Consider the following 24,532-nt stretch of genomic DNA (forward strand, 5'->3'; position numbering starts at 1 on the left):
TTCATCATTAACGTATTGAAAATACTGTATTTAAACTCGTTGGCACACTCCTTGTAGTAACGATAGTGAATTTGATCCCTACGCATAGGAGAGAGCCATGAGCCTGTTTCGCCGACTGACCGACGTGGTCAATGCCAACCTGCATGCCCTGCTCGATAAGAGCGAGGAGCCCGAGAAACTGCTGCGCCTGATGATCGAGGAGATGGAAGAGGTGCAGGTGGAGATGCGCAGTCAGGCCGCCCGCCTCATCGCCGAAGAGAAGCAGCTTGAGCGCCAGCAAAGTGCGCTGGAGCGTCAGGTGGCCGAGTGGGGAGCCAAGGCTGAGCTGGCGCTGACCAAGGGGCGCGAGGATCTGGCCCGGGCGGCGCTGGCGGAGAAACTGGCCGAGCAGGAGCGGCTCAAGGCGCTGGCAGATGAACGGGTTCGCCTGGGGGAGATGCAGGCGCAGCTGCGCAGCGACAGCGAGCGGCTTACCGCCAAGCTCGCCGAAGCGCGCGAGAAGCAGAACGTGCTCACCCTGCGCGAGCAGACCGCCCACAGCCGGTTGCGGGCCCGCGCCCAGCTCGATTCACGCCGTATGCATGAGCTGCTGTCCCGTTTCGACGGTTTTCAGGGGCGGGTTGAACAGCTGGAGGCCCAACTCGAGGCGAGCAGCTGGGAGCAAAATCCTTCGCTGGCAGCCCAGTTCCGCGAGCTGGAGCTTTCCGATGAGATTGAGCGTGAGCTGGCTCGTCTCAAGGGGCAGCGGGAGCCTGCCCGCCCATGATGCGCTGGCCGCGTGACCGGGGCCACGCCAAACTGGCCGGCGTGTGCGCCGGGGTGGCGCGGGGGCTTGGCATCTCCCGGGTGGCGGTCAGGTTGGTGGCCCTGTTTGCCTTGATCCTGATGCCGCCGCTGGCGCTGGCCCTCTATCTGGCCGGTATCTTGCTGATGACGCCGCGCGCCGAGGTGCGCCGCTGGCTGGATTGAAGGGGGAGCCCCTCGGGAGTCGACGATGATGGAGTTTCTGCTGTTGCTGGTGGTGCTGGTGGTGATGGGCATTGCCGGGTTTACGCTGCTGGCCATGCTGCTGGTGATCGGACTGTTTGTGCTGTTTGGCCTGCTCAGCGGCATGCTGGCGCTGATCGTCAAGCTGGCGCCCTGGATTTTGCTGGTGGTGCTGCTCTGCTGGTGGCTGGGGCGGCGCAGGCAGCGCCGAATGCATCACTACTGAGATAAAAAAAGGGCGCCTGGGGCGCCCTTCTCAATGGTGCGGAGCGGTTAGTCGGCCTTCTTGGCCGGGCTCATCAGCCCTTCGTTGATCTCGACCAGATCCTGCTCTTCCAGCACGCCGGCGGCCTGCTTGAGCTGAAGAATACTCAGGATGTAGTTGTAGCGAGCCTGGGAGAGATTCTGCTTGGCCTGGTAGAGCTTACGGGTGGAGTCGAGCACGTCGACGATGGTACGGGTGCCCACCTCGTAGCCAGCCTCGGTCGCCTTGAGCGAGCTTTCGGCGGAGACCACGTACTGGGTGTAGGCGCGCACCGAGCCGATGTTGGCGTTGACGTTGTTGTAGTTGGAGCGCACCGAGCTTTGTACCGAGCGGTAGCTTTGCTCGAGCTGCTCGCTGGCCGCCACGTAGCTGTGCTGGGCCTGCTTGACCTGGGAGCTGGTGGCGCCACCGCTGTAGAGCGGCAGGGAGAGCGTCAGGCCGATGTTGCCCTGATTGCCGATGGTGTCGGGGTTCTCATCGAGCTTGTAGTCGGTGCGGGTGCGGCCCACGCCGGCGCCGAGATCCAGGGTCGGCTCGTGGCCGGTCTTGGCCAAGTCGATCTGCTCCTTGGCGATATCCTTGCCGATACGGGCACTGTGCAGGGAGAGGTTCTTATCCAGTGCGGTGCCGAGCCACTGATCCGAATCCAGCGCACTCTTGGTCGGGCTGAAGCGCTCGGTATTGAGCACGTCGAGCTGACGGTAGTCGACGCCGGTCAGTTCACGCAGCGCCTCATAGCTGTTGGCCAGGGTGTTCTCGGCGGCGATCTCATCGGCCAGTGCCTGGTCGCGCTCGGCTTGGGCTTCGTTCACGTCGGTGATGGCGGTCAGCCCCACCTCGAAACGCTGCTGGGTTTGCTCGAGCTGGCGCTCGACCGCCTTCTTGTTGGCGCGCACATATTCCAGGGTGTCTTGCGCCTTGAGCACGTCGAAATAGGCCTGGGAGGTGCGCAGCATCAGGTTCTGCTGCTCGAGGTTGTAGGCCACGTCGGTCTGGGTGGCGCTCTTCTCGGTCAGGCTCAGGTTGACCCAGTTACTGCGGCGGTAGATCGATTGATCCAGCCCCAGCTGGCCACCCAACTGGTTGTTGGTGCTCAGATCGTGGCTGGTCTTGGTGTAGGTGGCGTTGCCGGTCAGCTTGATCTGGGGCAACAGGGCCGCGCGGCTTTCATTGATCTTCTCGAAGGCGGCATCGCGCTTGGCCTTGGACTCCAGTAACTGGGGGTCCTTGAGCTGGGCCTGATGATAGATGTCGAGCAGGTTTTCGGCCTGGGCCATCGAGCTGACCCCCAGCATGACGAGCACAGACAGGAGAGTACGTTTCATAGATTCCATAACCTTATTGATAAATCCAACGCGGCTGCCGGACAGAATTAAAGGGGGAAACAAGGGCCCCCTCGTCGCCTGATATGAGCGTGATAAGACACTACTATAAGCAAAAAAGGGTTTGTTTCACTCATTTAAACCGTTAACGAAGCGCAAAAACAGGCTTACCCCCACGCTGCGACGGATTTACAAACTGTCATTTAGCCCTTGGCCCTTCAACTGCTAAAATCCGCACTCTGCTGTGCGGCGAAGCGTCAGAATGAACGTTCATTCACTGGCGATTCTAGGTGCAATCTTTCTCAAGTCAAGTGCCAGGAGGCGGGCATGACAGGCGAAATCCCCGAGGTGACATTCGATGTGAAGGATGTCGAGGTACTGGAAAAACGGGTGGGCTACGACGGTTTTTTCAAGGTTAACAGCTATCGTCTGCGCCACCGTTTGTTCGCCGGCGGCTGGTGCGAGCCCATCGTGCGTGAGCTGTTCGAGCGCGGCCATGCGGTGGCCTTGCTGGCCTACGACCCGCGCCGGGATCAGGTGGTGATGATCGAGCAGTTTCGCATCGGGGCGCTGGAGACCGCCTCCTCCCCGTGGCTGCTGGAGCTCATCGCCGGCATCATCGAGCCGGGCGAGGCGCCCGACGAGGTGGCCCGCCGCGAGTCGGAGGAAGAGGCGGGCGTGACCCTTGGGCGTATCGAGCATGCCATGAGCTATCTGGTCAGCCCGGGAGGCACCACGGAGCGCATCGAGATCTTCATCGGTGAAGTGGATGCCAGCCAGGCGAACGGACTGCATGGCCTCCCAGAAGAGGGGGAAGATATCCGCGTTCATGTCATCGACAGACAAAATGCGTATGCTCTAGTGCAGTCCGGTCGCATCGACAACGCCGCCTCCATCATCGCGTTGCAGTGGTTGCAGCTGCACCATGAGGCACTGCGTTCGCGTTGGTTGGGGGAGGCCTGAGTGGCGGCCACGGCACGCAAATATGTTCCCGATCTGGGGGCCATGCAGCGCACCTGCGAGGTGAACTACATGACCCTGATGCGGCTGCTGCCCCGGGATCTCCATCCGGGCAGTGAACGCAGCTATCAGGTCGGGGAGAGCCTTCAGTTCCAACTGCGGGTACTGGAGGAGAGTCGCTTCACCTCGACGGTGGCGCTGACTCAGCACAATCCCGAGCTGCCTGCATGGTTGCAAAGTCGCATCGAGATTCGTTTGTATCATGACGTGCGTATGGCGGAAGTGTGTGCGGCACAACAGATTTCCCGCCTGCAGCCGCGATATGATTATCCGAATGACGGCATGCATCAGCCGGACGAGAAGGCACAGGTCAATCTCTTCCTGGCCGATTGGTTGAATTTTTGTCTCCGGCATGGCGCCAGTCTTGCCAAGATTTTCTAATCCAATAAGAAGAAGCGTGATTTTGGAAACAGAGCTACCCCAGGCGCCGGACGGGTGTGTGCGCCTGCTGCAGATAACCGATACCCATCTTTTCGCCAACGCCGAGGCTCAGTTGCTCGGCGTGCGTACGGCCGACAGTCTGGCGGCCGTCATCGAGCGTATTCAGGGCAACGATCACCCCTTTGACCTCATCTTGGCCACCGGCGATCTCTCTCAGGATCACAGCGCCGAGTCCTATCAGCGCTTTGCCGATATGCTGGCCCCCCTCGGCAAGCCTATCTACTGGCTGCCGGGCAACCACGATGACGGCGCCCTGATGACCCAGAGCCTCTATGAGGCCGGGATCAGCGAGCAGAAGTGGATGATCGGCAAGCACTGGCAGATCATCCTGCTCGACACCCAGGTGCGTGGTAAGCCGCACGGCCTGCTCGCCGATCACCAGCTGGCGGCCCTCGATCATGTGCTGCGCAGCCACCCGGACAAGCACACCCTGATCGCGCTGCATCATCAGGGGATCCCGGTCGGCTGTGCCTGGCTCGATCAGCACAACCTCAAGAACGCCGACGATCTGTTTGCGGTGCTGGCGCGCCACCCGCAGGGCAAGACCCTGCTGTTTGGTCATGTACACCAGGAGTTCGATGAGCTGCACAAAGGGGTGAGGCTGATTGCCAGCCCCTCCACCTGCATCCAGTTCAAGCCGTTGTGCGATGAGTTCACCCTCGACGAGTCGGGGCCGGGCTGGCGCTATCTGACCCTGCATCCGGATGGACGGGTCGAGAGTCAGGTGTGGCGCCTGCCCCCGAACAGCTTCATCCCCGATCCGACGGCCAGGGGGTATTGAGATGCAGTCGGTGCTGCTTTATCTGCACGGATTCCAGTCCTCGCCGGCCTCCCTCAAGGCGACCCAGATGGCCGAGTGGGTTGGCGCCCATCGGCCCGATATCCAGGTGGTGATCCCAGCCCAGCCCAATACTCCGGCTGCGGCCTGGGCTGCCATCGAGCAGGCCATTGCCGCCTTGCCGGTCGGTTGCCGGCTCGGGGTGGTGGGGAGCTCTCTTGGCGGCTTCATGGCGACCCGGGTGGCCGAGCGCTACGGTTGCCGCGCCGTGTTGGTGAATCCGGCGGTGCGTCCGCACGAGCTGCTGCACGACTACCTTGGGCCGCAACAAAATCCCTACAGCGGGGAGCATTTCGAGCTGACCGAGGCGCACATGCAGGAGCTGGTCGAGCTGGCGGTACCGGTCAGTGCACCGGAGCGTCTCTGGGTGCTGCAACAGCAGGCCGATGAGGTGCTCGATTACCGCAAGGCGCTAGCTGAGTATCGCTTCGCCCGGCTCACCATCGAGTGCGAGGGCAACCACGCCTTCGTTGGCTTTGAGCGCTACTGCGCCCAGATAGTGCATTTCCTCGGGCTCTAGCGGCCGTCATGGCATGAAAAAAGGCGACCCCATGGGTCGCCTTTTTACGTGGAGGAGAGGGGGATTATGCCTCTTCAATCCCCACGATATGCCAGGGGGCGCCTGCCTTGGTGAGGTCACGCTCGAGGTGCCACACCTCCTTGATGTCGGCCTCCACGTTCTCGGTGCGATCCATGTAGCGGCCGGTGAAGAGCACGCTCACCTGAGCCCAGTCGCTGCCGTGGTCGGCGCGCACCAGCTGGGTATCGACGTACATCACCTCGGTGTGCTGCTCACCGACCAGCTCGGCACGCTCGCCTTTGAGCTGCTCGAACAGCTCGGGGCTGACGTATTCGCGCACCTTCTCCAGGTCGTTCTTGTTCCAGGCTTCTTGCAGGGTGCGGTAGTGATCGCGGGCGCCAGCCAGGAAGGCGTTCATGTCAAAGCCGGGAGGCAGACGGAACGGCACGTCGCTCTCGGTGAAGCCACTGGCCTGCGCGGCGGCGCTGTCGGCCTGGAAGGCTTGCGGCAGCGGTTGCTGCGGGGCGCTGGCGGGCTGATAGCCGGCATAGGCGTTCTGCGGGCGGGCGGCTTGTGGCGCTCCCCCCTTGCGCAGGGTGCGCAGCAGGAACATGACGCCGAAGGCCAGGGCGGCGATCAGGACGAAGTCCATCGCTTGCAGCCCCTCAAAGGCTCCGCTGCCGAGCAGCCAGGCAAACAGGCCGCCCGCCAGCAGGCCGCCAAGCAGACCACCCATCAGGCCGCTCTTTTTCGGGGCTGCCTGCTGGCCGCCCAGGGTCGGGTTCTTGCTGTCGACCGGTTTGGCCGCCGGTTGGGCGGGCGCGGTCTTGTAGCTCTTGCCGTAGGACTTGCCACCGCCAAACTTCTTGGCTTCCGCCATGGGGGCGTGCAGGACAAAGGCCAGCAGGACGGCAAACAAGGTGAATAGTTTCTTCATGTCAGCTTCTTTTCACTCTCAATGGTTCTAATGGGGGCGTCACCATCCCGGTGTCAGACGGCGCGCAGGCCGGAAATCATCCCATGATTCGCCAGCGTGGGCGATTGATATCAGAGACGGGATGAATTATTGATGAATGAGGCCATTGCGGCCCGACAGAAGAGGGAGTGCGCCATGAAGATTCGCCGAGCCAGCCGCCGTGAACGCAAACAGCGTCAGCGTCAGAGGATGCGTCCAGAGCCCTTGCCTAACGTCTGGCTCATCTGTCCCGTCTGACGGGATAGCCCGAGGGGGGGATATTCGGTAGAATTCCCCCCTTACTCCACAGTGCAATTCAGATCCCTATGGCAGAGCAAGCGGCGGCCAAGAAAGACGCCAAGACACAACAGCTGAAGGTTCCCCCTCATTCGTTCGAGGCCGAACAGTCCGTGCTGGGAGGTCTGATGCTGGATAACGAGGCCTGGGATCGGGTCGCCGAGCGGGTCATCGACAAAGATTTCTACAGCCGCCCGCACCGCCTGATCTTCCAGGCCATGTCCCGCCTCTCCAATGCGGGCAGCCCCATCGATCTCATCACGGTGCAAGAAGATCTCGAGCGCTCCGAGCAGCTCGAAGAGGTGGGCGGGCTCGCCTACCTGGTTGAGATCGCCAAGAACACCCCGAGCGCCGCCAACATTGGCGCCTACGCCGAGATCGTGCGCGAGCGCGCCGTGGTACGCGAGATGATCGCGGTGGCCAATGAGATCGTCGAGGCCGGTTATGAGCCGCAGGGGCGTAACTCGGGGGATCTGCTCGATCTGGCCGAGAGCAAGGTGTTCCAGATTGCCGAGCAGCGCACCAGCGCGAGCGAGGGGCCGCAGCCGCTCAAGCTGATCCTCGAGCAGACCGTCGACAAGATTGAAGAGCTGTTCAAGACCCCCCACAACGGGGTGACCGGGGTCTCCTCGGGCTACAACGATCTCGACAAGATGACGGCCGGCCTGCAACCCTCGGATCTGGTCATCGTCGCCGCCCGTCCCTCCATGGGTAAGACCACCTTTGCCATGAACCTGTGCGAGCACGCCGCGCTCACCTCCGACAAGCCGGTGCTGATCTTCTCGCTGGAAATGCCCTCCGAGCAGATCATCATGCGTATGCTCGCCTCGGTGGGGCGTATCGACCAGACCAAGGTGCGGACCGGCCAGCTCGACGACGAGGATTGGGCGCGGCTCTCCTCGACCATGGGGCTGCTGCTGGAGAAGGGGAAGATGTACATCGACGACTCCTCCGGCCTGACCCCGACCGAAGTGCGCTCGCGGGCGCGCCGGGTGGCGCGCGACAACGGCGGTATCAGCATGATCATGGTCGACTACTTGCAGCTGATGCGGGTGCCGAGCCTCTCTGACAACCGTACCCTGGAAATCGGTGAAATCTCCCGCTCCCTCAAGGCGCTGGCGAAAGAGCTGCACTGCCCTGTGGTGGCCCTCTCCCAGCTCAACCGAAGCCTGGAGCAGCGGGCCGACAAGCGCCCGGTCAACTCCGACCTTCGTGAATCCGGCTCCATCGAGCAGGATGCCGACCTCATCATGTTCATCTACCGTGACGAGGTCTATCACGACGACAGCCCGGACAAGGGGATCGCCGAGATTATCATCGGCAAGCAGCGTAACGGCCCCATCGGGCGGGTGCGCCTCACCTTCCAGGGGCAGTTCTCGCGCTTCGATAACTACGCCGGCCCGGCGTTTGACGATGACTATTAAGGTGAGCGCCCACTAGGCCTCACCCCGACCGCCCAGGCTGGGGGAGTGGCAGATCGCCGCGCGGCTTGCCGGCTTTCTTGCGCCTGGGTCTGTTTTCCCGGTTCGACAATTATGCCGGTCCGGCCACGACTACTGAGCGGCGGCCTCCGGCCTCCCTGCGGGGGGCTGCGCCATCTGTGCTCTCGTAAGGGAAAACCATGAAAGCGGCTACAGCCCAAATCAATACCGAGGCCCTGCGCCACAACCTCGCCGTGGTGAAACGCCACGCTCCCCACTGCAAGATCATCGCCGTGGTCAAGGCCAACGCCTATGGCCACGGCCTGTTGCCGGTCGCCCGTACCCTGGCCGAGGCCGATGCCTACGCGGTGGCCCGCATCGAAGAGGCCTTGATGCTGCGCTCCTGCGCCGTGGTTAAACCCATAGTGCTGCTCGAAGGCTTCTTCAGCACCGACGATCTGCCGGTGTTGGCGGCCAACAACTTGCAGACCGCCGTGCACACCTGGGAGCAGCTTGAGGCGCTGGAGCAGGCCGAGCTGCCGGCCCCCGTGGTGGCCTGGCTCAAGCTCGATACCGGCATGCACCGTCTCGGGGTGCGGGCCGAGGAGATGCCGGCCTTTATCGAGCGGCTCGGCAAGTGCAAGAACGTGGTGCAGCCGTTTAACGTGATGACCCACTTCAGCCGCTCCGACGAGCTGGAGCAGCCCACCACCCGCGAGCAGATAGCGCTATTTAGCCGCCTCACGGCGCCGCTCAAGGGCGAGCGCGCCATGGCCAACTCGGCCGGCATCCTGGCCTGGCCGGACTCTCACTGCGAGTGGGTGCGCCCCGGCGTCATCCTCTACGGCGTCTCTCCCTTCCCGAACACGGTGGCGGCCGATTATGACCTCAAGCCGGTGATGACCCTCAAGACCCAGCTCATCGCGGTGCGCGACCACAAGGCGGGTGAGCCGGTGGGGTATGGCGCCAACTGGGTGTCGACCCGCGATACCCGGCTCGGGGTGGTGGCCATCGGCTACGGTGACGGCTATCCACGTATGGCCCCCAACGGTACCTCCATGCTCATCAATGGCCGCATCGTGCCGCTGGTGGGGCGCGTCTCCATGGACATGACCACGGTTGATCTCGGCCCCGGCGCTACCGACAAGGCCGGTGACGAGGTGATCCTGTGGGGCGAGGGGCTGCCGGTGGAGCGAGTTTCCGACGAGATTGGCACCATTCCCTATGAGCTCATCACCAAGCTCACCTCGCGGGTCTTCATGGAGTACGTCTGATGTGGTGCCAGCGCCTGCTCACCCTGAGGCCCCGCCCGCGCGGCTTTCACCTGGTGACCGACGAGCTGCTGGCCCAACTGCCGGAGCTGGCCGAGCTGCGGGTGGGGTTGGTACACCTGCTGCTGCAACACACCTCGGCCTCTCTCACCCTCGACGAGAATTGCGACCCGAGCGTGCGTGCCGACATGGAGGCGCAGCTGCACCGCTTAGCGCCGGAAGATGCCCCCTACTACCGCCACACCGATGAGGGGCCTGACGACATGCCGGCCCACATCAAGTCTTCCCTGCTCGGGGTGAGCCTGACCCTGCCCCTTCGCGAGGGGGCGCTGGCGCTCGGCACCTGGCAGGGGATCTGGCTCGGCGAGCACCGCCACGATGGCGGCAGCCGGCGCATCCTGGTGACCATTCAGGGGGAGTAACGTCCCCTTTTGCGGCGTATCGAGCGCGGGCCACTATGCTTGAGGCCGGTTCATCGGCAAGGAGACCACCATGGCCAGAGTCAGCACCTACCTTAATTTCGAGCGGGAGACTGAGGCGGCATTCTGTTTCTACCGCGAGGTTTTCGGCACCGAGTTTTCCATGCCACTGATGCGCTTTGGCGATGGGCCGCCCTGTCCGGGGCAGAGCCTGTCGCCGGAGGATGCCCAGCTGGTGCTGCACGTGGAGCTACCCATTCTCGGCGGTCACGTGCTGATGGGGACCGACGCTGCTACCTCGATGGGCTTTACCCTGCGTCAGGGCAACAACTGCTACCTCAATTTAGAGCCGGACACGCGCGGCGAGACCGAGCGGCTGTTTGCGGCGCTGGCCGAGGGGGGCGAGGTGGAGACGCCGTTGCAGGAGATGTTCTGGGGCGGCTACTACGGCAGCGTGAAAGATCGCTTCGGCGTGCAGTGGATGTTCAACTGCATGAGCAAGGAGTAGGAAGCACGAGGTTGAAGAGGGGCGCGATTGCGCCCCTCTTTGTTATCAGGATCAGGCTTTGGGGCCGGTCATCTCGGCCGGGATCACCCAGGCGTCGAACTGCTCGGCGCTGAGGTGTCCCGAGGTGATGGCCGCCTCGCGCAGGCTCAGCCCCTCGTGGTGGGCCCGCTTGGCGATCTCGGCCGCCTTGTCATAGCCGATATGGGGATTGAGGGCGGTCACCAACATCAGGGAGCGGCTCACCAGCTCGTCGATACGGGCGCGGTTGGGCTCGATGCCGACCGCACAGTGGCGGTTGAAGCTGGCCATGCCGTCGGCCAGCAGGCGCACGCTTTGCAGGAAGTTGTGGGCCACCAGGGGGCGGAACACGTTGAGCTCGAAGTTGCCACTGGCCCCGCCGATGTTGATGGCCACGTCGTTGCCGAGCACCTGGGCACACAGCATGGTGAGCGCCTCGCACTGGGTCGGGTTGACCTTGCCCGGCATGATGGAGGAGCCCGGCTCATTCTCGGGGATGGCGATCTCACCGAGGCCACTGCGCGGGCCGCTGGCCAGCCAGCGCACGTCGTTGGCGATTTTCAGCAGCGACGCGGCCAGGGTCTTGAGGGCGCCGTGGGCATGCACCAGCGCATCGCAGCTGGCCAGCGCCTCGAACTTGTTCGGCGCCGTGACCAGCGGCAGACCGGTCTGCTCGGCCAGCTCCTGGGCAACCGCCTCGGCAAAGCCGGGCAGGGTGTTGAGGCCGGTGCCGACCGCGGTGCCGCCGAGGGCCAGCTCGCACAGGTGGGGCAGGGTGGCGCGCAGGTGGCGCTCCCCGTGCTCGAGTTGGGCCACCCAGCCGGAGATCTCCTGACCCAGGGTCAGCGGGGTGGCGTCTTGCAGATGGGTGCGACCAATTTTGACGATATCGGCAAAGTCTGCCGATTTTGCCGCCAGGGTGCTGCGCAGTGCTTGGAGGGCCGGCAGCAGCTGCTGCTCGATGGCGGTGACGGCAGCCAGATGCATGGCGGTAGGGAAGACATCGTTGCTCGACTGACTCTTGTTGACGTCGTCGTTGGGGTGGATCAGCCGCCCCTCGCCGCGCTTGCCGCCAAGCAGCTCGCTGGCCCGATTGGCCAGCACCTCGTTGACGTTCATGTTGGTCTGGGTGCCGGATCCGGTCTGCCATACCGAGAGGGGAAACTCGTCCGGATGGCGGCCAGCCAGCACCTCATCGGCGGCGGCCACGATGGCGCAGGCGCGGGCACTGTCGAGCTTGCCGAGATGCTGGTTGACCCGGGCGCAGGCGCGCTTGATGGCGGCCAGCGCCGCGATGATCTCCGGGCTCTGGCGCTCGCTGGAGATGGCAAAATGGTGCAGTGAGCGCGCGGTCTGGGCGCCCCACAGACGATCGGAGGGGACATCGATGGGACCGAAGCTGTCCCGCTCTTGGCGTGTGTTCATGATCACTCTCTCTCGGATGGCGGAGTCATCCGAGTTAACACCCAAACCAAATGAAAGTCATTATCGTCTTTTCGCTTGCGCCTTGATCTGCTGATGGAAAATACCGTATTAAGCGGGGTGGTTCAGGATGCGGATGAGCGGCATATGGCGCAAGGAGGGGAGATGCAAGACGGTTTATCGGCTCTGGTGGTGGAAGGGGGCGCCATGCGCGGCATCTTTGCCGCCGGTGTGCTCGACGCCTTTCTTGACGCCGGCCATACCGGCTTCGATCGCTGCATCGGGGTTTCGGCGGGGGCGGTCAATCTGGCGGCGTTCTTGGCCGGGCAGCGCGGGCGTAACTACAAGGTCATCACCGACTACTCCTGTCGCCCCGACTTCATCAACTTCGGCAAGTTTGTCCGTGGCGGCCATTGGCTCGATCTCGACTGGTTGTGGGAGGTGACCATCCGCGAGATCCGTCTCGATCTGGCCCGTTTTGCCGCCAATCCGGTGCCGCTGACCGTGGTGACCACCCGGGTGAGCGACGGCCAGCCCGCCTATATCCAGGCCGATGCCGCGCGGCTGGAGAATCAAATCAAGGCCTCCTGTTCGGTGCCGCTCGCCTATCGCGGTTTTGTCTCGCTGGAAGGGGAGGCGATGACCGACGGCGGGGTCGCCGACTCCATTCCGGTGCTGCACGCCTATGAGCAGGGGGCGCGTGACATCACGGTAGTGCTCTCACGCCCCCTTGGTTATCGCAAGCAGGCCCCGCGCCTGCCGGCCCTGGTGCGTCGTCTGCTGCGCGCGACGCCGGCGCTGGCCGAGGCGATGCTGCGCCGCCATGAGGCCTACAACCGGGCCATCGACTTCATCATGGCGCCGCCTGCCGACTGCCGGCTGCATCTCATCGTACCGTCGTCCGGGTTTCGGGTCGGGCGCATGACCACCGACAAGGCATGTCTCGAGGAGGGCTATCGCATGGGGATGGCGATGGCCCACGCCCATCTGGAGAGGCGGCGACAAGGCTAAAAAAGAAGGGCCCGGAGGGGCCCTTCTTGCTTACTCCGGCTTCGGAGTAAGAATGGTCGGTTTGGGGTCGGGCAACTGCTCGGGGTAGTCTAGGTTGTAGTGCAGGCCACGGGACTCCTTGCGGCGAATGGCGCAGTCGACGATAAGCTCGGCCACTTGCAGCAGGTTGCGCAGCTCCAGCAGGTTGTTGGAGACCCGGAAGTGGGCGTAGTACTCCTGCACTTCCTGCTTGAGCAGCTCGATGCGGCGTTTGGCGCGCTCGAGGCGCTTGTTGGTGCGCACTATGCCCACATAGTCCCACATCATTAGGCGCAGTTCGTGCCAGTTGTGCTGGATCACCACCCGTTCGTCGGAGTCGTCCACCTGGCTCTCGTCCCAGGCGGGAAGCTCGGGCGGCTCTTCGCTGTCGGCCAGCTTGCTGAGAATATCTTCGGCGGCGAAGCGGGCGTAGACCACGCACTCGAGCAGGGAGTTGGAGGCCATGCGGTTGGCCCCGTGCAGGCCGGTGTAGGTCACCTCGCCGATGGCGTAGAGACCCGGTATGTCGGTTTGGCCACGCTTGTCGACCATGACGCCGCCACAGGTGTAGTGGGCCGCAGGGACAATCGGAATGGGCTCCTTGGTGATGTCGATCCCGACCGCCATGCAGCGCTCATAGATGGTCGGGAAGTGCTTGACGATGAACTCGCTCGGCTTGTGGCTGATGTCGAGATACATGCAGTCCACCCCGAGGCGCTTCATCTCGTGGTCGATGGCGCGGGCGACGATGTCGCGCGGGGCCAGTTCGCCCCGTTCGTCGAAGTCCTGCATGAAACGGCTGCCGTCGGGGCGGCGCAAGTAGGCCCCTTCGCCACGCAGCGCCTCGGTCAGCAGAAAGTTGCGATCATCCGGGTGATAGAGGCTGGTGGGGTGGAACTGGTTGAACTCCAGGTTGGCAACCCGGCAGCCGGCGCGCCACGCCATGGCGATGCCGTCACCCGAACTGACATCCGGGTTGGAGGTGTACTGGTAGACCTTGGAGGCCCCGCCGGTGCCCAGGGCCACGAAACGGGCACGCACCACTTCCACCTCTTCGGTGTTGCGGTTCCAGACATAGGCGCCGAGCACCTTGTTACCCGGCAGGCCGAGCTTGCGGGTGGTGATGAGGTCGACCGCGTTGAAGCGCTCCATCAAGGTGATGTTGGGATGCTGGCGTACCTGATCGACCAGGGTGGTCTGCACGGCTTTACCGGTGGCGTCGGCGGCGTGGAAGATGCGGCGGTGGCTGTGGCCCCCTTCGCGGGTGAGGTGGTAGTGCTCCTCTCCCTCTTCGCCCTTCTCCTTGTCAAACGCGACCCCCTGACCGATCAGCCACTGGATCGAGTCACGGGCGTGCCGGGCAGTGAACTCGACCGCCCGCGCGTCGCACAATCCGGCGCCGGCGTTGAGGGTGTCGTTCACGTGGGATTCGATGCTGTCGGTTTCGTCGAAAACGGCAGCGATGCCTCCTTGCGCATAGAAGGTGGCCCCCTCACTGATGGGCCCCTTGCTCAGTACGAGGACCTTGGCCTTGTCTGCCAGACGCAGGGCGAGAGACAGACCGGCGGCACCGCTACCAATGACGAGTACGTCGCAAAGGTATTCAACACTTGCTTTCATAAGTATCATTGGCCTGAGTAAAAACTGGCCCTATGGTAGCCCAATGGGCTGGTGTGATGCAGCTCGCATCACATTTTTTTGCGCCCGAGCGAACTTTCTTTGATGAACCCTGTCTGAACTAGTGCGCTTAGGAAGGGCCGGAACGAGAAGAACAATAACCTATGGGGGTTTTACGGCTCCGATGAGCGACCAGAATCTACTGGATGAACAACTGGTTGAGCGGGTTCAACGCGGTGACAAAAATGCGTTCAACCTACTGGTGCGAAAGTATCAGCACAAGGTGGTCAACCTGGTGGCGCGTTACGTCAATAACCCTGGCGACGTGCCCGATGTGGCGCAGGAGGCTTTTATCAAAGCCTACAGGTCACTGCCGACATTTCGCGGTGACAGTGCGTTTTACACCTGGTTGTACCGAATCGCCGTGAACACGGCCAAAAACTATCTCACCTCCCAGGGGCGGCGCCCGCCCAGCAGTGATGTGGAGGCTGAAGATGCGGAATATTACGATGGTGGCGAGGCGCTGACGGAGATCTCGACCCCGGAAAACCTGGCGTTGACCGATGAGATCAAGCGTACCGTGTTTGCCGCCATCGAGGCCCTACCCGAAGATTTGAGGACGGCCATCACCCTTCGTGAACTGGAAGGGCTGAGTTATGAGGAGATTGCAGAGATCATGGAGTGCCCGGTCGGTACTGTGCGCTCACGGATCTTCCGGGCTCGGGAAGCGATTGACCGGAAACTGCAACCTCTGATTGAACACTAACTTGGGGATACAGGTTTACTATGGCGAACAAAGAGCAACTTTCGGCACTGATGGATGGTGAGCTGGAGCGTGAAGTACAGGCGTCCCTGCTGGATTCTTTCGGTGATGATGTAGAGCTGCAAGAGGCGTGGTCCCGCTACCACCTCATCGGCGATACGATGCGTGGTGAGCTCGCAATGGACATGCCGTTCGACCTGTGCGACAAGATTGCCTTGGCGCTTGAGGATGAGCCGACCGTACTGGCGCCGCAGCCGGCCCCTGCCGCGCCCATCCGTCAACGCAATGTTGTGGTGCCCTTCGTGCGCCGTGTCGGTCAGCAGTTTGGCCAGTACGCCATCGCCGCTTCGGTGGCGGCCGCCGTTATCTTCGGTGTGCAGCAGTATCAGGGGCAGGATCATGTGGTCCCGACCTCTCCCGTTCTCAATACCATTCCGGTCGGGGGCAATGCCTCTCCGGTGAGTGTGCACTATCCCAAGGATGACAGTCGCGCCCGGCAGCAGGCGCTGACCGAGCAGCAGATGAGTGAGCAGCGTGAGCGCATCAATGCCTTCCTGCGGGATCACCAGTTGCAGCAACGTCTCCATCAGGCACAACAGGTTCAGGAATAAGCTACGTGCGTCAGAGCAGCCTCGTTTTTCTGGTTTCTGCTCTTCTGATTTCAGCCCAGGCCTCGGCCGACGACATGTCGGCCGAGGCCTTGCTGCAACAGATGCAGAGCGCCGCCCAAACCCGCAATTATGAACTCTCCATGGTCAAGGTTCGTCAGGGGCGTCTGGAATCCCTGCGCTACAGCCATGCCCAGATCGACGGCCAGCCGGTTGCCCACCTCGGTCACCTGGATGGGCAAAATGTGGAGTATCTGCAGCGGGGCGATGAATTCACCTTCTTCGAAAACAGCCACGCCCCCTATACCCTGAAGGGGGCTCGCTTCCCCGGTATCTGGAACGCGCTGCTGAGTGCGCCACTTAACAAGGTGCTGGCCTCTTATGATGTCGTACTGGCCGGGCGCAGCCGGGTGGCCGGGCTGGTCTCCCAGGTGGTGCGTCTGGTGCCCCGTGATGGCGACAAGTACGGGTTCATGCTGTGGCTCGATGAGGAGAGCCACCTGTTGCTGCGGGTCGACATGGTCGATCGGGAAGGCACCTTGGTGGAGCAGATGCTGGGGGTAGATCTCGATTTCTTCACCACGCCCCCGGAGTGGTTGCTCAAGCTGGCGCGTGGTAAGCAGCCCAAGGCGCTGGAATTGAATGAAGCCTATCAGGCACCGCAGCAGGTGCTGGGGTGGCGCGTGACCTGGTTGCCGGAGGGGTTCAAGCTCAAGTCGAGCGACCGCCACCAGCTGGTGGCCACCAACCTGGCGGTGGACTACATCATGGCCTCCGACGGGCTGGTGGATTTCTCTGTGTATGTGACCCGGGTCGATCCGCAACAGAGCGTGCGTCATCAGTTGATCCGTCAGGGGGCGACCAACCTGATCAGTTATGTTAACGACGTCGGCGTTGAAATCACCGTGGTCGGCGAGATCCCGGCCGAGACGGCCAAGAAGATCGCCGAGTCGGTGCGTCCGCTCTCTCGCACCGAGGCGACCCAATGAATGCAATGAGTGAAGAGTTGGCCACTGTGGTTGAACTTGATGGCGACCACGCCTGGGTGACCTGCGAGCGCCGCAGCGCCTGTGGCAGTTGTCATCAGCAGAGCGATTGTGGCACCGGCACAGTGGCCAAGGCGCTGGCCAATCGTGCCCATCGGGTGCGGGTCAGGCTCGTCGGCGAGGTGAGGGTTGGTCAACAGATCCGCATCGGCATTCCCCAGCGCAGCCTGGTGAGCAGTGCGGCGCTGGTCTATCTGTTGCCGCTCTTTACGCTCATGCTGGGGGCCCTGCTCGGCCAGCTCTGGCTGCGACCGCTGCTGGAGGCCGGAGAGGGGGCCACCATTGCCATGACGGCCCTGGGTGGCGCGGTCGGATTTTTACTGGTTCGTTACCTTTCCCGCCGTCTCAGCGAGGGGGATTACGCCCCGCGCATGTTGGGGGCTGTCATTTCGACCCATTTCCATCCGTAAGCCTGTATGATGTGATTTCTCTGGCTCGGCCGACTAAAGAATGGCCGAGCGTTCGCATATCCAGTAAAATCCTGCCTTCACATCCGGACACAACCTTTTTTGAGTGATTATTGCTCGATGAAATATATTCGAAACTTTTCCGTTATTGCGCACATTGACCATGGTAAGTCGACGCTCTCCGACCGCCTGATCCAGATCTGCGGCGGCCTCTCCGATCGGGAGATGCAGGAGCAGGTGCTGGACTCGATGGATCTGGAACGTGAGCGTGGCATCACCATCAAGGCGCAGAGTGTGACCCTGAACTACCAGGCCAAAGACGGTAACACCTATCAGCTGAACTTTATCGACACCCCGGGCCACGTGGACTTCTCCTACGAGGTCTCCCGTTCCCTGGCGGCCTGTGAAGGGGCGCTGCTGGTGGTCGACGCCGGTCAGGGGGTTGAGGCACAGACTCTGGCCAACTGCTACACCGCCATGGAAATGGATCTGGAAGTGGTGCCGGTGCTCAACAAGATCGACCTGCCGGCTGCCGAGCCCGAGCGCGTTGCCGAAGAGATCGAAGATATCGTCGGTATCGATGCGATCGACGCGGTGCGCTGCTCCGCCAAGACCGGCCTCGGTGTCGATCTGGTGCTCGAAGAGATCGTGGCCAAGATCCCGTCTCCGAAGGGGGACCCCGAGGCCCCGTTGCAGGCCCTGATCATCGACTCCTGGTTTGACTCCTACCTCGGCGTCGTCTCCCTGGTGCGCATCAAGAACGGTTCGCTCAAGAAGGGCGACAAGATCAAGGTGATGAGCACCGGTCAGGTGTGGGGCGTCGATCGCATCGGTATCTTCACACCCAAGCAGGTGGACACCACCGGCCTTGGCTGCGGCGAGGTAGGTTGGGTGGTCTGCGGCATCAAGGACATCCACGGCGCGCCGGTGGGCGATACCCTGACCCAGGCCAAGAACGGGGCCGACAAGCCGCTTTCCGGTTTCAAGAAGGTCAAGCCGCAGGTCTATGCGGGGCTGTTCCCCATCTCCAGCGACGATTACGAGGCGTTCCGTGACGCCCTCGAGAAGCTCTCGCTCAACGATGCATCCCTGTTCTTCGAACCGGAGAACTCCACCGCGCTGGGCTTTGGCTTCCGCTGTGGCTTCCTCGGCATGCTGCACATGGAGATCATCCAGGAGCGTCTGGAGCGGGAATACGATCTCGATCTCATCACCACGGCGCCGACCGTGGTCTACGAGGTGCTCACCACCGACGGCGAGACCAAGTACATCGACAGCCCGGCCCACCTGCCGGCGGTCACCAGCATCGAAGAGGTGCGCGAGCCCATCGCCGAGTGCAACATCCTGCTGCCGCAGGAGTACATGGGCAACGTCATCACCCTGTGTATCGAGAAGCGCGGTGTGCAGACCAACATGGTCTACCACGGCAACCAGGTGGCCCTCACCTATGAGATCCCGATGGCGGAAGTGGTGCTCGACTTCTTCGACCGCCTCAAGTCCACCAGCCGTGGCTACGCCTCGCTCGATTACAGCTTCAAGCGTTTCCAGACCTCCGACATGGTGCGTCTCGACATCATGATCAACGGCGAGCGGGTGGACGCTCTGGCCATCATCACCCACAAGGACAACGCCCAGTATCGCGGTCGCCAGGTGGTGGAGAAGATGCGCGAGCTGATCCCGCGCCAGATGTTCGACATCGCCATCCAGGCCGCCATCGGCAACCACGTCATCGCTCGTAGCACCGTCAAGGCACTGCGCAAGGACGTGACCGCCAAGTGCTATGGCGGTGACGTGAGCCGGAAGAAGAAGCTGCTGCAAAAGCAGAAAGAGGGTAAGAAACGGATGAAGTCCCTGGGCCGTGTCGATGTGCCGCAGGAGGCTTTCCTGGCCATTCTCCACGTAGGTAAGGATTAATCCCCCATGGCGAGCACTTTTTCCCTGATCCTGGTCGTCGTTACCGTACTGACCGGCATCATCTGGACGCTGGACAAGCTGGTCTGGTCCAAGCAACGCGCCGCCAAGGTGGCCGCTGCCAGGGTGAATGCCGGCGCGGCGGTGGATGAGAAGACCCTGGCCAAGGTGGCCCAGACCCCGGTCTGGATCGAGCAGACCGGCGGCGTCTTCCCGGTGATCGCGCTGGTGCTGATCTTGCGCTCGTTTATCTACGAGCCGTTTCAGATCCCGTCCGGCTCCATGATGCCGACCCTGCTGGTGGGCGACTTCATCCTGGTGGAGAAGTTCGCCTATGGCCTGCGTGACCCGGTGACCAACACCAAGTTCCTGGAGACGGGCGAGCCTGAGCGCGGCGACGTGGTGGTGTTCAAGTATCCGCTCGATCCGCGCGTCGACTACATCAAGCGAGTGGTCGGCCTGCCGGGCGATCGTGTCATCTATCGCAACAAGGAGCTGCTGATCCGTCCCCGCTGTGTTGAGGGGCAGGAGTGTGGCGGCTTCAAGAAGCTGGACGTGACGTTCGAGCAGCGCGGTGAATTCTCCCAGATGGGGATCCCGCTCGATCGCTACACCGAGCAGTTGGGTGAGGTAAAGCACGAGACGCTGCGCAACCCCCTGATGCCGGATCTGGTGGATCGCTACTATCGCCAGAGCGGTACTTACCAGGATGAGTGGGTCGTGCCGGAGGGGCACTACTTTGTGATGGGCGACAACCGTGACAACAGTACCGACAGCCGGTTCTGGGGCTTTGTGCCCGAGCAGAACCTGGTCGGCAAGGCCGTCGCCATCTGGATTAGTTTTGAATTTGAACGGGAAGAAGGGTCAGTGTTGCCGGGTTGGATCCCGACCGGTGTCCGCTTCAACCGTATTGGCGCAATCAAGTGATGACCATCAAGCGTAACCGGCTGCAGTCCCGTCTGGGCTACAGCTTCAATGACGGCGAGCTGCTGACCCGGGCTCTGACCCACCGCAGCGCGGGCTCCCGTCATAACGAACGTCTGGAGTTTCTGGGCGATTCCATCCTCAGTCTGGTGATCGCGGAGGAGCTGTTCCACCGCTTCCCCCAAGTCGCAGAAGGGGACATGAGCCGCATGCGTGCCACCCTGGTACGCGAGAAGACCCTGGCCGAACTGGCCCGTGAATTTGAGCTGGGGGATCACCTGATCCTGGGGCCGGGCGAGCTCAAGAGTGGCGGTTTTCGCCGCGAATCGATCCTGGCTGACACCGTTGAGGCGGTGATCGGTGCCGTCTACCTCGACAGCAATATCGACGTGACCCGCACCCTGCTGCTCGGCTGGTACGCCAGCCGTCTCGAAGCGATCAAGCCGGGGGTCGAGCAAAAAGATCCCAAGACCCGTCTGCAGGAGATCTTGCAGGGCAACCGCAAGTCGCTGCCCACCTACACGGTGATCGATGTGAAGGGCGAGGCCCACAATCAGGAGTTCACCGTGCAGTGTGACGTCGAGGGGCTACAGGCGCCCCTGGTCGGCGTCGGCACCAGCCGTCGTAAGGCCGAACAGGCCGCCGCCCAACAAGCTCTGGAGCAACTGTTATGAGCGATACCACCTACTGCGGCTTTGTCGCCATCGTCGGCCGCCCCAACGTGGGCAAGTCGACCCTGCTCAACCAGCTGCTGGGTCAGAAGGTGAGTATCACCTCGAAAAAACCCCAGACCACCCGCCACCGTATTCTGGGGATCGATACCGAAGATAACTACCAGACCATCTATGTCGATACGCCGGGTCTGCACATCGAAGAGAAGCGGGCCATCAACCGCCTGATGAACCGCGCCGCCACCAGTTCGCTGGGGGATGTGGCCATGGTGGTGTTCGTGGTCGACGGCACCCACTGGACCAAGGATGACGAGATGGTGCTCGGCAAGCTGCGGGGTCTCAAGTGCCCTGTGGTGCTGGCAATCAACAAGGTGGATCAGATCAAGGACAAGGAGGCGCTGCTGCCCCATCTGGAGTTCTTAAACAGCCAGATGCAGTTCGCCCACGTGCTGCCCATCTCCGCCCGCAAGGGCGACAACGTGGAGAAGATCCGCGAGTGGGCCAGGCAGTGGCTGCCCGAGAACGAGCACTTCTTCCCCGAGGATTACATCACCGATCGCTCCTCGCGCTTCATGGCGGCCGAGATCATCCGCGAGAAGCTGATGCGCTTCACCGGTGAAGAGCTGCCCTATTCGGTCACCGTGGAGATCGAGCGCTTCAAGATCGAAGATAACGGCATCTTCCACATCAACGGCCTCATTTTGGTCGAGCGCGATGGTCAGAAGAAGATGGTGATCGGCAACAAGGGCGAGAAGATCAAGACCATCGGCACCGAGGCCCGTCTCGACATGGAGCGCCTGTTCCAGAACAAGGTGCACCTCGAGCTGTGGGTCAAGGTCAAGGCCGGCTGGGCCGATGACGAGCGCGCCCTGCGCAGCCTCGGTTACGGTGACGACTGATATGCGGGGGGATGCCCTTGCAGCCCCGCCAGCGTGAGGGCGGCGACCAGGTCGCCGCCTTCGTCATCCATGCCCGCCCCTATCGGGAGACCAGCCAGCTGGTCGAGGTGTTCAGCGCCGAGCTGGGCCGTTTAAGCCTCATCGCCAAAGGCTCCCGTGCCGCTCGCTCTCCCCTCAAGGGGATGTTACAGCCGTTTGCCCGTCTCTCGCTCAGCTGGCGCGGGAGGGGCGATCTCAAGACCCTCACCCGTGCCGAGCCGCTCGGGCTGCCACGCCGTCTCACCGGCGATCGCCTGTTCTACGGCCTCTACCTCAACGAGCTGGTCTACTACCTGCTGGAATCCGGCAGTCCCTTTCCCGATGTCTTCGAGGCGTACGCCGAGGCGTTGACCCTGCTGGTCGACACCCCGGTGCCCGAGCTGCCCCTGCGCCGCTTCGAGTTTTTGCTGCTGGAGGCGCTCGGTTATGCGGTCGATTTTGTCACTGCGGCCGATGATGACTCCCCGATCCGCACCGATCTACTGTATGGTTTCGAACGTGAGCTGGGGTTTGTGGCGCGTGAGCGTACCCCTGATCCTGCGAACCTGTTTCTTGGCGCGCACCTGCATGCGTTCGCCGAACACCGATTCGATAGCCCGGCCATCTTGCAGGCAGCCAAGCGTTTTAGCCGGCTAGCGCTGCAACCTTATCTGGGGCAGCGTCGCCTCAAGAGCCGGGAACTGTTTCTCAAACGCAAGGTTTCATCCAAGGAGTAGCCAATGAGCGAGATCTATCTGGGGGTCAACATCGACCACATCGCCACCCTGCGTAACGCCCGCGGTACCCAATACCCGGATCCGGTGCAGGCCGCCTTCGTGGCCGAGCAGGCCGGCGCCGATGGCATCACGGTGCACCTGCGGGAAGATCGTCGCCACATCACCGATCGGGATGTGGAGATCCTGCGCCAGACCATCCAGACCAGAATGAACCTGGAGATGGCGGTGACCGAGGAGATGGTGGGGATCGCCTGCCGCATCCAACCCCATTTCGCCTGTCTGGTGCCGGAGAAGCGCACTGAGGTGACCACAGAGGGTGGGCTGGATGTGGCCGGCCAGCTCGACAAGATCAAGGATGCGGTGGCGCGTCTGGCGGCTGTCGGTACCCAGGTGTCACTCTTTATCGATGCCGATCCTGAGCAGATCGACGCCGCCGCCGAGAGCGGTGCCCCCTATATCGAGATCCACACCGGCCGTTACGCCGATGCCACCACCGAGAGCGAGCAGAATGCCGAGCTCAAGCGCATCGTGGCCGGCGCCGCCTATGCCGCCGGCAAGGGGTTGAAGGTGAACGCCGGTCATGGCCTGCACTATCACAACGTCAAGCCGATCGCCGCCATCCCCGAGATGAATGAGCTCAACATCGGCCATGCCATCATAGGTCGCGCCGCGTTTGACGGGCTGGCCAAGGCGGTGGCCGACATGCGGGCCCTGATGCAGGAAGCGCGCGCCGGTCTGTGACCCCAGGCTCTCCCACGATCTGGCGGGAGCGGCGCACATAAAAAGAGAGGCCTATGGCCTCTCTTTTTTGTTGGGATCAGGGTACGTACTGCTCGAGCAGCACATTCAGCCGGGCCCAACTGTCGGCATCGGGCTCCCCGTCGATGCGGGCGGGGCGAAAATGGAGCTGGAAGGCGCGCAGCACCTGGCGCGAGGGCTCATCCCACTCGCCGCTTTGGGGCACCCCGTAGCCATAGCGAGCGAGCGCCTGCTGCCAGGGGAGGGCGTCGACGGGGAAGGGCTCCTGGCGGCGTAGGGCGACCCGCGCCTCGTCCGGCCAGGCGCCAACACCGAACTCGGCGTGTAGGCGTTGCCAGGGGAAGCGGGGGCCCGGATCGACCTTGCGATCGGGGGCCACGTCGCTGTGGCCGAGTACCCGGGTGGGCGGAATGCGGTACTGGGCCACCTTGTCTTGCAGCAGGTGGGCAACGGCCTGAAATTGGGCCTCGGGATAGGGGGGCCAGCGGCGCTGCTCGAGGGGAAGCGCCGCCTCCTCAGGCGGATAACCCAGATTGACGATCTCGATGCCAAGCGAGCTGGCGTTGAGCCCGGCCTGGCTCTGCCAGCGGCTTTTGCCCGCATGCCAGGCGCGCTGGCTATCGGCGACCAGTTGCAAGATGGGGTAGGGAGAGACGCCATCGGCCGCTGCCGGGACAAGATAGTGAGCGCTGACCTGATAGGCCGGCTCGGTGAGCAGGTGCAGGGAGCGCTCATCATCCTCGTCGGTGTAGTGCAAGATGATGAACTGAATGCGCTCATCCTGATTGGCGCTCGGGTAACGGCTATCGAGGCGATAGGGGGCGGGCTGACAAGCCCCCAGCAGCAGGGTGAGCAAGAGGGCATAGCCACACACTGGCCACCCCCGCCCTCTGCTGGCAACCAAGCGTGGAGCTAACCGTGAGCGAGGGCGCCAGCGCATGGGGATCAGCCGCGATACTTGGCGGTGAGGCCGATGAGGAAGTTACGCAGGATCTGATCGCCGCAATCTTGGTAGTGCTTGTGCTCCCGGGAGCGGAACAGGGCAGTGAGCTCTGACTTTGACAGGTTAAAGTCGGCCAGCTTGAGCGTGCCGAGCATCTCCTCTTCCTTGAAGTTAAGGGCGATGCGCAGCTTGCGCAGGATCAGGTTGTTGTTGATCCGGTTGGGGATCACCTGGGGCGGCGCATCATCGCGCACCCCGCGGCGCACGGCAATCAAGCCGTCGAGGAACTGGCTGAGGGCCGCATCCGGGCAGGGGACAAAGCCGGCCTCCTGCTCTTCCCCCTCGGCGGCCTCTTTCATCAGCCAGCCGTGCAGCTGGGCGTGGGTGACGGTCAGGTTGCCCTTGGCAAACATCTCGACCATCTGGTCGTTGTTGATGCTGAGGGCGTAGCGCAGACGGCGCAAAATATCGTTATTGGTCAAGGTTGACTCCTCTG

Annotated in this window: 28 protein-coding genes; 22 read left to right on the forward strand and 6 right to left on the reverse strand. The window is 62.6% G+C overall.

Annotated features, from left to right (window positions below; translation table 11 throughout):
* Positions 1-97 precede the first annotated feature (97 nt).
* The 3 genes from pspA to pspG are packed head-to-tail and all read left to right on the forward strand — an operon-like array spanning position 98 to position 1,213.
* Positions 98-766: a phage shock protein PspA gene (gene pspA / locus BN1134_RS13830; protein ID WP_042047928.1), complete on the forward strand. Its 669-nt coding sequence runs from the start codon at positions 98-100 to the stop codon at positions 764-766.
* Positions 763-969 (forward strand): PspC domain-containing protein, encoded by a 207-nt coding sequence (locus BN1134_RS13835; protein WP_042047929.1) that lies wholly within the window; start codon positions 763-765, stop codon positions 967-969. The genes pspA and BN1134_RS13835 overlap by 4 nt, the downstream gene beginning before the upstream one ends.
* Before the next feature lie 25 nt (positions 970-994).
* Positions 995-1,213, forward strand: coding sequence for an envelope stress response protein PspG (gene pspG / locus BN1134_RS13840; RefSeq protein ID WP_042047931.1), 219 nt, complete (start codon positions 995-997; stop codon positions 1,211-1,213).
* A gap of 47 nt (positions 1,214-1,260) precedes the next feature.
* Here pspG and tolC read toward each other — a convergent pair whose 3' ends face one another.
* A complete protein-coding gene (gene tolC / locus BN1134_RS13845; protein WP_042047932.1) occupies positions 1,261-2,577 on the reverse strand; it encodes an outer membrane channel protein TolC in 1,317 nt (438 codons plus the stop codon).
* A gap of 324 nt (positions 2,578-2,901) precedes the next feature.
* Between tolC and nudF the strand changes: the two genes are divergently transcribed.
* The 4 genes from nudF to BN1134_RS13865 are packed head-to-tail and all read left to right on the forward strand — an operon-like array spanning position 2,902 to position 5,393.
* A complete protein-coding gene (nudF, locus tag BN1134_RS13850; RefSeq protein ID WP_042047934.1) occupies positions 2,902-3,537 on the forward strand; it encodes an ADP-ribose diphosphatase in 636 nt (211 codons plus the stop codon).
* Between the two features lie 42 nt (positions 3,538-3,579).
* The gene (locus BN1134_RS13855; protein ID WP_042047982.1) at positions 3,580-3,975 is read left to right on the forward strand and encodes a DUF1249 domain-containing protein; all 396 of its coding nucleotides are present in this window, start codon (positions 3,580-3,582) and stop codon (positions 3,973-3,975) included.
* A 22-nt stretch (positions 3,976-3,997) separates the two neighbouring features.
* Positions 3,998-4,816 carry a 3',5'-cyclic-AMP phosphodiesterase gene (gene cpdA, locus BN1134_RS13860; protein WP_042047936.1) on the forward strand — a complete coding sequence of 273 codons (819 nt, stop codon included), beginning with the start codon at positions 3,998-4,000 and terminating at the stop codon, positions 4,814-4,816.
* A gap of 1 nt (position 4,817) precedes the next feature.
* Entirely contained in the window at positions 4,818-5,393 is a 576-nt protein-coding gene (locus BN1134_RS13865) for a YqiA/YcfP family alpha/beta fold hydrolase (RefSeq protein ID WP_042047937.1), read from the forward strand.
* 64 nt (positions 5,394-5,457) lie between these two features.
* Here the strand turns inward: BN1134_RS13865 and BN1134_RS13870 are convergent, their stop codons facing one another.
* Positions 5,458-6,330 (reverse strand): Tim44 domain-containing protein, encoded by an 873-nt coding sequence (locus BN1134_RS13870; protein WP_042047939.1) that lies wholly within the window; start codon positions 6,328-6,330, stop codon positions 5,458-5,460.
* Positions 6,331-6,674: 344 nt separating this feature from the next.
* Between BN1134_RS13870 and dnaB the strand changes: the two genes are divergently transcribed.
* The 4 genes from dnaB (at position 6,675) to BN1134_RS13890 (ending at position 10,264) form a co-directional block, all read left to right on the forward strand.
* Positions 6,675-8,069: a replicative DNA helicase gene (gene dnaB, locus BN1134_RS13875; protein WP_042047940.1), complete on the forward strand. Its 1,395-nt coding sequence runs from the start codon at positions 6,675-6,677 to the stop codon at positions 8,067-8,069.
* 197 nt (positions 8,070-8,266) lie between these two features.
* Complete coding sequence (gene alr / locus BN1134_RS13880) at positions 8,267-9,340, forward strand: alanine racemase (RefSeq protein WP_042047942.1); 1,074 nt, start codon at positions 8,267-8,269, stop codon at positions 9,338-9,340.
* Complete coding sequence (locus BN1134_RS13885; protein WP_042047945.1) at positions 9,340-9,759, forward strand: secondary thiamine-phosphate synthase enzyme YjbQ; 420 nt, start codon at positions 9,340-9,342, stop codon at positions 9,757-9,759. The genes alr and BN1134_RS13885 overlap by 1 nt, the downstream gene beginning before the upstream one ends.
* A 70-nt stretch (positions 9,760-9,829) precedes the next feature.
* Positions 9,830-10,264 carry a VOC family protein gene (locus BN1134_RS13890; RefSeq protein WP_042047946.1) on the forward strand — a complete coding sequence of 145 codons (435 nt, stop codon included), beginning with the start codon at positions 9,830-9,832 and terminating at the stop codon, positions 10,262-10,264.
* A gap of 51 nt (positions 10,265-10,315) precedes the next feature.
* Here the strand turns inward: BN1134_RS13890 and fumC are convergent, their stop codons facing one another.
* Complete coding sequence (gene fumC, locus BN1134_RS13895; protein WP_042047947.1) at positions 10,316-11,707, reverse strand: class II fumarate hydratase; 1,392 nt, start codon at positions 11,705-11,707, stop codon at positions 10,316-10,318.
* Between the two features lie 162 nt (positions 11,708-11,869).
* Between fumC and BN1134_RS13900 the strand changes: the two genes are divergently transcribed.
* A complete protein-coding gene (locus BN1134_RS13900; protein WP_042047948.1) occupies positions 11,870-12,715 on the forward strand; it encodes a patatin-like phospholipase family protein in 846 nt (281 codons plus the stop codon).
* A gap of 30 nt (positions 12,716-12,745) precedes the next feature.
* On the opposite strand, the gene nadB is transcribed toward BN1134_RS13900, so the two are convergent.
* Positions 12,746-14,353 (reverse strand): L-aspartate oxidase, encoded by a 1,608-nt coding sequence (gene nadB / locus BN1134_RS13905; protein ID WP_042047949.1) that lies wholly within the window; start codon positions 14,351-14,353, stop codon positions 12,746-12,748.
* 181 nt (positions 14,354-14,534) lie between these two features.
* Between nadB and rpoE the strand changes: the two genes are divergently transcribed.
* The 10 genes from rpoE (at position 14,535) to pdxJ (ending at position 23,075) form a co-directional block, all read left to right on the forward strand.
* Positions 14,535-15,116 carry an RNA polymerase sigma factor RpoE gene (rpoE, locus tag BN1134_RS13910; RefSeq protein ID WP_042047951.1) on the forward strand — a complete coding sequence of 194 codons (582 nt, stop codon included), beginning with the start codon at positions 14,535-14,537 and terminating at the stop codon, positions 15,114-15,116.
* A gap of 20 nt (positions 15,117-15,136) precedes the next feature.
* Positions 15,137-15,724 (forward strand): sigma-E factor negative regulatory protein, encoded by a 588-nt coding sequence (locus tag BN1134_RS13915; RefSeq protein ID WP_084214813.1) that lies wholly within the window; start codon positions 15,137-15,139, stop codon positions 15,722-15,724.
* Between the two features lie 5 nt (positions 15,725-15,729).
* Positions 15,730-16,710: a MucB/RseB C-terminal domain-containing protein gene (locus BN1134_RS13920; protein ID WP_042047954.1), complete on the forward strand. Its 981-nt coding sequence runs from the start codon at positions 15,730-15,732 to the stop codon at positions 16,708-16,710.
* Between the two features lie 5 nt (positions 16,711-16,715).
* Positions 16,716-17,177, forward strand: a complete 462-nt coding sequence (locus BN1134_RS13925; RefSeq protein WP_042047955.1) for a SoxR reducing system RseC family protein — start codon at positions 16,716-16,718, stop codon at positions 17,175-17,177.
* A 117-nt stretch (positions 17,178-17,294) separates the two neighbouring features.
* Positions 17,295-19,088 (forward strand): translation elongation factor 4, encoded by a 1,794-nt coding sequence (gene lepA, locus BN1134_RS13930; protein WP_042047956.1) that lies wholly within the window; start codon positions 17,295-17,297, stop codon positions 19,086-19,088.
* Positions 19,089-19,094: 6 nt separating this feature from the next.
* Positions 19,095-20,012, forward strand: a complete 918-nt coding sequence (gene lepB, locus BN1134_RS13935; RefSeq protein WP_042047957.1) for a signal peptidase I — start codon at positions 19,095-19,097, stop codon at positions 20,010-20,012.
* On the forward strand, positions 20,012-20,683 hold the full coding sequence (gene rnc, locus BN1134_RS13940; RefSeq protein ID WP_042047958.1) for a ribonuclease III: 672 nt from the start codon (positions 20,012-20,014) through the stop codon (positions 20,681-20,683). Before lepB ends, rnc begins: the two co-directional genes overlap by 1 nt.
* Positions 20,680-21,579: a GTPase Era gene (era, locus tag BN1134_RS13945; protein ID WP_042047959.1), complete on the forward strand. Its 900-nt coding sequence runs from the start codon at positions 20,680-20,682 to the stop codon at positions 21,577-21,579. The genes rnc and era overlap by 4 nt, the downstream gene beginning before the upstream one ends.
* An 11-nt stretch (positions 21,580-21,590) precedes the next feature.
* Positions 21,591-22,334, forward strand: coding sequence for a DNA repair protein RecO (recO, locus tag BN1134_RS13950; protein WP_042047960.1), 744 nt, complete (start codon positions 21,591-21,593; stop codon positions 22,332-22,334).
* Positions 22,335-22,337: 3 nt separating this feature from the next.
* A complete protein-coding gene (gene pdxJ, locus BN1134_RS13955) occupies positions 22,338-23,075 on the forward strand; it encodes a pyridoxine 5'-phosphate synthase (RefSeq protein WP_042047961.1) in 738 nt (245 codons plus the stop codon).
* Between the two features lie 76 nt (positions 23,076-23,151).
* Here pdxJ and BN1134_RS13960 read toward each other — a convergent pair whose 3' ends face one another.
* Both BN1134_RS13960 and BN1134_RS13965 read right to left on the reverse strand, forming a co-directional pair.
* Positions 23,152-24,033 (reverse strand): N-acetylmuramoyl-L-alanine amidase, encoded by an 882-nt coding sequence (locus tag BN1134_RS13960; RefSeq protein ID WP_084214814.1) that lies wholly within the window; start codon positions 24,031-24,033, stop codon positions 23,152-23,154.
* A gap of 5 nt (positions 24,034-24,038) precedes the next feature.
* On the reverse strand, positions 24,039-24,518 hold the full coding sequence (locus BN1134_RS13965; protein ID WP_042047963.1) for a YehS family protein: 480 nt from the start codon (positions 24,516-24,518) through the stop codon (positions 24,039-24,041).
* Between the last annotated feature and the right edge of the window lie 14 nt (positions 24,519-24,532).

The organism is Aeromonas simiae, from assembly GCF_000820125.1.
Taxonomy (GTDB): domain Bacteria; phylum Pseudomonadota; class Gammaproteobacteria; order Enterobacterales; family Aeromonadaceae; genus Aeromonas; species Aeromonas simiae.